The organism is Virgibacillus sp. M23 (genome assembly GCF_034190895.1).
Classification (GTDB): domain Bacteria; phylum Bacillota; class Bacilli; order Bacillales; family Amphibacillaceae; genus Virgibacillus; species Virgibacillus salarius.
Window position 1 is genome coordinate 1 of record NZ_JAWDHA010000100.1, and the last position, 7,759, is coordinate 7,759.

The window sequence follows — 7,759 nt, forward strand, 5'->3', positions numbered from 1 at the left end:
TGTTCTTCTTTGCAAAGTTAGTTGAGGCCGTGCCCGCGGAAAGCGAAGTAATTAGTCGGAGCATTGCCAATATACATCAAACATTTCAAAATAACTACTTCGCTTAACGCAGTCATTGCACTGATTTTATACTTTCTTAACTTACGAGTAAAGGGAGAAGCTAAGAGCTTCTCGCCCCTCTCACACCCTAGATAGTCGCCATGCCTGGCGCATCTAAAAAAGCTGGTCAAATCATCAAAGATTTGACCAGCTTATACTATTCTCCAAACTATTTAACTTTTTCAGCTACTTCAACTGTACGTTTTGCTTGATGCTTAACAGCAGCTTCTACATCCTCTACCATTTTTCCGTCTTGTCCTTGGGTTACACTTGTACCATATGGATTTCCACCAGCTCCAAAGATTACTTGGTCACTATATCCTGGAGGTACAATTATAGCTCCCCAGTGCATCATCGATGTGTACAGTGATAAAATGGTAGCTTCTTGACCACCATGCGGATTGCTGGCAGATGACATCGCACTTACTACTTTGTTAACCGTTTTACCTGCTCCCCAAAGACCACCCTGCATATCTATAAATTGTTTCATCTGTGAAGCCACGTTACCAAATCGAGTAGGGGTTGAGAAAATGATTGCATCAGCCCATTCAATATCATCGGATGTAGCTTCTTTTACATCTTTTGTTGCATCATAGTGAGCTTTCCAAGCAGGGTTTGACTCAATTGCAGCTTCTGGTGCAAGTTCAGGAACTTTCACCAACCTTACTTCAGCTCCTGATTCTTTCCCAGCTTCCTCAGCCCATTTAGCTAACTCGTAGTTCGTTCCTGTAGAACTATAGTAGATTACAGCTAATTTTACATTGCTCATCGAATTACGCTCCTTTGTAAAAAGTTTTTCAGCTATTTTATCAAGAAATTTCATATTCCTTAATATCTCCTTGCTGTTCTGATTTATTCGATAAAGTAATCGTTATTACAAACCAACCAAAAGAATTAATTCTGGCTATTCATTAAAAAGTTAATTACTTTATGTAACTATAGTAAAATAACCATAAACTTATGTCAAGTAATTTTATTATAAAAAGTAACTATAATTAAATATTGGGTTTTTACAAGGATCTATCGCCTATCCTAAACCTTCCAAAAATACATCTATAAAATTTGTTGTAAGGCGACGGGCTACATAATATAATGAATGTGAATGATCCACAGATACAGATTATAGGTAAAGGGTGAGAATGTGGGAAAACGAATATTTTACTTTTTGTTAACGAACATTTTAGTTCTAGCAACAATCACGATTATTTTTACGCTCATTCCTGGTACATGGAACTATATTCAGGCGGACGGAACACTTCATTTAGGCACATTATTAATTTTTAGTGCGATTATTGGTTTTACAGGATCATTCATTTCATTAGCTATCTCACGTTGGATGGCAAAACGAATGATGGGTGTCCGCGTCATTAATCCTGAAAAACCAATGTCAGAATATGAAAGAGCAGTAGTAGAGAAAGTACATCGCTTATCTCGAGCTGCCGGATTAATGCATATGCCGGAAGTCGGCATTTACGATTCACGTGAAGTCAATGCATTTGCTACTGGACCATCGAAAAAACGCTCCTTAGTAGCAGTATCTACTGGTTTATTACAGGAAATGGATGATGATGCTGTTGAGGGTGTTATTGCCCACGAGGTAGCTCACGTTGCCAATGGAGATATGGTAACGATGACACTCTTACAAGGTATCGTGAATACCTTTGTTGTGTTCTTAGCTCGAATTGCGGCTTTTATTGTCTCTCGTTTTGTTAAAGAGGAATTAGCACCAATCGTCCATTTCATCGCGATTATCCTCTTCCAGATTGTCTTCTCTGTCCTAGGAAGTCTCGTTGTATTTGCATATTCAAGACACAGGGAATTTCATGCTGACAGAGGTGGTGCAGACCTGGCTGGTAAAGATAAAATGAGACATGCTCTCGAATGTTTACGTATGTATACAAACCGTGTTCGAGGTGACGAAACTTCGATTTCTACTCTAAAAATAAACGGGGCTAAAAAATCTTCTATCTTTTCAACCCATCCAAATTTAGATGAAAGAATTGAGCGTCTAGCTTAAGTCAGTTACCACCTCCCTTACTTAGGGAGGTTTTTTCATCAAATCAGACCTTACTCAATCCATCCCGAATCCTTCAACTTTGCAATTGCCTCGATCCGATTTCCAACTTCTAATTTGTCCAATATTACGGAAATATAATTCCGAACGGTACCTGTGGTAATATATAATTCCTTAGCAATCTCTTTGGTATTTTTCCCTACCGCTAATAGGCGTATAACTTGTTCCTCACGTTCTGTTAATGGATTTTCATTCTTATAAGCCAAATCAATAAGCTCTGGGGAATAGACCTTACGCCCACTTACGATAACTCGTATAGAATTGGCTAATTCCTCACTGGGACTATCTTTTAATAAATACCCACTTACCTTAGCGTTTCTAGCACGTTCAAAATAACCAGTTCTAGCAAAGGTTGTTAAGATGATTACCTTGCAATTATTATCTTTTAATTCTTCAGCAGCATCCAAACCACTTTTTATTGGCATTTCAATATCCATCATACATATATCTGGCTGTTGCTCCTTAACTAATCGAACTGCTTCTTCTCCATTACTTGCCTTACCAACAATTTCTATGTCCTCTTCTAAATTTAGTAATGCACCTAATGCACCTAATAACATCGTTTGATCTTCAGCCAGAACAATTCGTATCATTCTACCTTCTCCTCTCCCGTTTCTGATTGTTTGATGACATTTGGGATACGAATAGTTAATACAGTCCCTTTTGTGCCTGTAATTTCCAGGTTCCCATTTACAAATTCTAAACGTTCTTTTATACCACGAAGCCCATTCCCTTCATTATCTTGCAACATCTTTGCATTACCTACTCCATTATCTTTAATCTCCATCATCCACGCACTCGCTGTTTGATGTACATTAATATAACAATCGGTAGCATAACTATGCTTTACCACATTGGTGACAGCTTCTTTCAAGCACATACTCAATACATTCTCTACTAAAATGGGAGTTTTTATAAAGTCAGCATTGATGTCTGTATGTAACTGCATTTGTGCAGCATCCATCATCTGTCGAGCATGAATAATTTCTTCTTTTAACTTGACTCTTTTCATTTCCGAAACCAAGTCTCTTACTTCTTTTAACGCTGTCCTAGCTGTTTGATTAATATCCTGCAATTCATTTTTAGCCGATTGTGGATCAATCGTAACTAGCTTACCTGCTAGATCACTTTTCAAACCAATAAGCGATAGCTTTTGTCCTAAGGTATCATGCAAATCCCTTGCAATTCGCTGACGCTCTTTTATAACCATCAATTGTGAAATTTTCCGATTTGCATCCTCTAACTGGTGCTCTAATTTATCCTGTTTATTCCGATTATAAAGTGTAAAAGGTAAGAGGATGACACCAAAAACGGTTATCGCAATAAACGGCAGCTGTGATAAAAAGAGGGTACTTTGTATATAAAAACCAAGACTAACTGCCGATATAGTTGAAACTAAATGAATAACATATAATGTGATAAATCCATTTTTACTTTCCAAATTACCAATAAAAAATGCTAGAAACAACGAAAAATAAACATACCCAAAATATAAAGTCATCCCAATACTTATCGCCATTTGGATACTAACGGAAAAATAAACCGTCCAGCCTTTTTTTATAAAAGAAAGCCGATAGGTGGTAAAGAAGCACACAATTAATACAATACCTATACCAACTTCCAAAAGTGATGAAGAACGAATAATAAAATAAAAGGGCAATAAACAAAAAACAACCCATGCAAATGCACTTAATCCTGTATTTTTTGGGAATATATGATACCAATTTTGCATTGTTTGCCCTCCTTAAGCTGATGTATTAAGTATAGCAATATTTTCGTGCCAACTCATTCCTTTCGATAGGATTCAACACCATTTCAAAAAAATACCGAACTACTATCCGGATATAACTTCTATACACTAGGATTATAGTTCGGAGTTTCTTTATCTTCTTTTTTCATTACTGGCGAATGTTACAATTATTTCTCTTGAACACTTGTTTTCATAGAAATATTCACATTCGTGTTTTTCTGCAATGTCTTCAATTCTTTAAAGCTGATAAATGTTCGTGAAGCTTCATCATACAGACGGAATCGAATGGATTGCAAACTAGTTAACAATGTAATCGTTGTTGCTTTTTGCAGAGGTGGTGTTGATTCATGAGCATCTTCTAAGTGGTAATTAGGAACTTTTGGACTCAAATGATGTACATGGTGATAGCCAATATTTCCCGTCACCCATTGTATTATTTTTGGCAGCTTATAATATGAACTTCCATCCACAGCAGCTTTTACGTAATCCCATTCTGCTTCGTTTTCAAAATAGGAATCTTCAAATTGATGTTGTACATAAAAGAGCCAGATACCTAGCGAGCCGGATAAGAAAAGAATTGGTAATTGAATAGTGAGAAAGGCTTGCCATCCAACTATCCAAATTAGTGAGGCATAGATGACTACGATGGACAAATTAATGAAATACGTATTTAAACGTTCCTTACGTCTTGCACCTTTTCTGTTAAACCGATTCGATAGTAAAAAAAGATATAATGGTCCTAATCCAAACATAATTATGGGATTTCGATAAAGACGATAGGCGAGTCTTCTCCAAAAAGATGCTTCCTTATATTCGTTAACTGTCATTACCCATACATCACCTGTACCACGTTTATCTAGATTGCTACTCGTCGCATGATGTATCGCATGACTACGTTTCCACTTTTCAAAGGCAAACAATGTAATAATTCCTGTGAGTGTACCCACCATTCGATTTGCTTTTGGGCTCTTGAAAAAAGAACTATGTGTGCAATCATGGAAAATAATAAATATCCGAATAACAAACCCTGATGCCACAACTGCCAGTCCAAGCGTAAGCCAAATAGAAATGGACAGACTTTGATAAGCAAGAAACCAGAGAACTAAAAATGGAAGAATCGTATTAACGAGTTGGATGACACTTCGCCTTACATCCGAATTTGCAAAAACTGCAACACTTTTTCTTAATTGAGTTTGTTTCTGTCTACTCATGTTTTCCTCCTAGTTACTATCTTTTCCTATCATCGTAAAGGTTTTACCTAATGATAAGAAGACATAAATATCAAGGAGCGTACATGACAAATATCATATCTGCTATGTTACAACTTCATAATTCGTTGATTAACGCTTCACCTTCTCTCTTATCAGTGAATAAGCGCCCCCCAACAAACGGATCTTTCAAAGAATGGTAATCATGCATACCTCCACCACCAAAACCGTTACTTCTCTAACTGCATATAAGTCCTGTATACATTCACCTGAAACGTCCAATACATGTCCGAATAGATCTGTTTGTAATCCACCTAATGTTTTTCTACTCAGTATATATAGCCGAACTGCAATGAGCGGACCATTTTTACTATCTAAAATTTTATGCGGTGATGCTACGAGAATAAACTTATCTCCGACATATTCTCTTGAACCCCTTATTGCTGTTACCTGTACATCTTTTGAAAATGTATTATCTATTTCACGATCTCTCGCTTGAATCTGCCTTTCCATTGCATCTATACGAAGAAGTTTTTGACCCCAATGCTCTCGAATCATGAATTCGCATTCTTCGCTGCTCTGGTGAATTAACTAACTAAAAACAGACCATCAAATGACTACCATGCTTACCCAAAAGATTGCTCCGGTTCTTGGTCTAATAACAACATGCGTCTCCCTCCACGCAACCTCACTTGCAGTAACAATTCTCGCTAGTCCTACTCCAACAATAATGACATTATATTACATAAGCTACCTCCTCAGTAAGGATTCATTAGATTCGCTATTCCCACAGAGAATCCTTCTCTAAAGAGGCTTGTTTAAGTGTTCGTATTCCATTTAAAATAATGAGCTACATGCCATAAATCTTTAAACTCAAGGTCAGCAGTAGGCTGTTGTGCATGTCGACGATCTCCAACGAGTATTGTATTTACTCCTGCCTTTTTTCCAGCCTCTATATCCATTTCTCTATCTCCCACCATATAACTATGACGAAGATCAATTGCATGCTTCCTGGCTAAATCGTAAATCATTTGCGGTTGAGGTTTACGGCATGCACAGTTAGCATGCGGTTTATGAGGACAATAGGCAATATCATCAATGACTCCATGAAATTCGGCTATTTCTTCCTTCATTCTTTGGTGTACTTGATGTAATGCTGCTTCGTTCATATAACCAAGTCCAAGTCCACCTTGATTCGTAACTACAAAAACTTTATACCCTAAATGATTGAATAGGTTGATAGCCTCTCCTACACCATCAAGCAGGTAAAAATCCTCTGGCTGATTTACAAATTTCACACGTTCTGTTAATACTTCATTGATAACTCCATCACGATCTAAAAACATTGCAGGCTGTTTCATCTAATCCCCCTATCCTTCATAATCCTTAGTATGTACGAAGAGGCCAAGATTTATATAAAGTAAAACTTCAATCCGCGGGGGTTTTGTTTTCCCCACGGATTGGTAGTACCACAATGATATGACCTAAAGGCCTAGAACCAATCGGACATTTACTGGCAGTTGATCCTCCATTTACCCATATTAGTTTCGCTTTATTGCTTGATGTGAGGGGCTTACTGCCAGTTAAATGCGGGAGATATGTCGCTTATGGCGCTGCGATTATCTCAACAAGCACATCATCCATGAATGATGCACTAATAAACCTTTAGGAGTTAACAAATTATTTCTACCGATAGATTCACTTGATGGAATATCAATTTCCAAATGACTAAACCTGATCTGTGAATTCTCTGCTTTGTCTCGGCGTAGCACTGATACTCAAAATTTCCTATTCTATTATACCCCTTGTTTATGTTGGGAAGATGTCAATCTTGTTTTCGCTATTTGGTCTGCCCTAATGCCGAAATCACCGACCCGATTGCTTGAATCCAACTTCCAATAGCATTTACTTCTTGCGCGTCATCGCCAGTTCTTCCCGATAGAGCTTGTAGCGAATTACCGATAGCTTGAAGTAAATTACCATAAATATTACTAAGTTCATTTTCATTTGGCTCATGTCCTAGAGCGTCCGCTAGTGCTACTCCACCACCTAAAGCTTGAAGTAAATTACCTTTGATATTTAAATCATTCTTTATTTTTTCATTAAAATCAATAACAATTCCAGTAATAACTGTTGAGTTACCAATTGCTTGAATCTCATTGCCTAGTTTATTAAGTGTAAAGTGATCAATACTATCTGCCACTAAAGAATTTCCAGTTGCTTGCATTACATTTCCAACTAAATTCAGTTCCTTCGCCAAGGGAGCTGGTATATTTATAGAGGGGGTTGAGCCTATTGCTGATAAGGTTGTTCCAATCGCTTGTACCCACGACCCAAATGTTGCTTTCCATTCATTACTCATCAACTCAGCACCTCCTCCTAACCATATTGTAAACATTGTAAAACAGCTTTGTTACATCCTTCATGAAAAATAGATAGATGAATGACGTACAATAGCCAACTAGCAAAATTCGCTCAGTCCTTATCACTAAATGCTCAGGTTTACGCTTCCTCTAGTAGCTATTATGGAATAATAGCTACTGCTTGACCACCACTCCGGCTGCCCACTTCCCTTTCCGTGGGGTTTGTCCTTCAGCTAACTTTTTTAGCAAAACCCGCTCAAAAAAG

8 protein-coding genes are annotated in these 7,759 nt (G+C 37.5%); 1 reads left to right on the forward strand and 7 read right to left on the reverse strand.

Going from position 1 to position 7,759, the window contains the following annotated elements:
• Window positions 1-268: 268 nt before the first annotated feature.
• On the reverse strand, window positions 269-868 hold the full coding sequence (wrbA, locus tag RVS70_RS20925) for an NAD(P)H:quinone oxidoreductase (RefSeq protein WP_026679655.1): 600 nt from the start codon (window positions 866-868) through the stop codon (window positions 269-271).
• Window positions 869-1,240: 372 nt separating this feature from the next.
• Between wrbA and htpX the strand changes: the two genes are divergently transcribed.
• Entirely contained in the window at window positions 1,241-2,116 is an 876-nt protein-coding gene (gene htpX, locus RVS70_RS20930; RefSeq protein ID WP_205389186.1) for a protease HtpX, read from the forward strand.
• A gap of 50 nt (window positions 2,117-2,166) precedes the next feature.
• On the opposite strand, the gene RVS70_RS20935 is transcribed toward htpX, so the two are convergent.
• The 6 genes from RVS70_RS20935 to RVS70_RS20960 all read right to left on the reverse strand — a co-directional run bounded on the left by RVS70_RS20935 (window position 2,167) and on the right by RVS70_RS20960 (window position 7,493).
• On the reverse strand, window positions 2,167-2,766 hold the full coding sequence (locus tag RVS70_RS20935; protein WP_121604040.1) for a response regulator transcription factor: 600 nt from the start codon (window positions 2,764-2,766) through the stop codon (window positions 2,167-2,169).
• Window positions 2,763-3,905, reverse strand: coding sequence for a sensor histidine kinase (locus tag RVS70_RS20940; RefSeq protein WP_121604041.1), 1,143 nt, complete (start codon window positions 3,903-3,905; stop codon window positions 2,763-2,765). The genes RVS70_RS20935 and RVS70_RS20940 overlap by 4 nt, the downstream gene beginning before the upstream one ends.
• A gap of 185 nt (window positions 3,906-4,090) precedes the next feature.
• A complete protein-coding gene (locus RVS70_RS20945) occupies window positions 4,091-5,134 on the reverse strand; it encodes a fatty acid desaturase (protein ID WP_321134698.1) in 1,044 nt (347 codons plus the stop codon).
• Window positions 5,135-5,320: 186 nt separating this feature from the next.
• Window positions 5,321-5,689, reverse strand: a complete 369-nt coding sequence (locus RVS70_RS20950) for an FAD-binding protein (RefSeq protein WP_308036044.1) — start codon at window positions 5,687-5,689, stop codon at window positions 5,321-5,323.
• A gap of 260 nt (window positions 5,690-5,949) precedes the next feature.
• Entirely contained in the window at window positions 5,950-6,492 is a 543-nt protein-coding gene (locus RVS70_RS20955) for a D-glycero-alpha-D-manno-heptose-1,7-bisphosphate 7-phosphatase (protein WP_026679661.1), read from the reverse strand.
• A 479-nt stretch (window positions 6,493-6,971) separates the two neighbouring features.
• Window positions 6,972-7,493, reverse strand: a complete 522-nt coding sequence (locus tag RVS70_RS20960; protein WP_026679662.1) for a DUF6944 family repetitive protein — start codon at window positions 7,491-7,493, stop codon at window positions 6,972-6,974.
• Window positions 7,494-7,759: the final 266 nt, after the last annotated feature.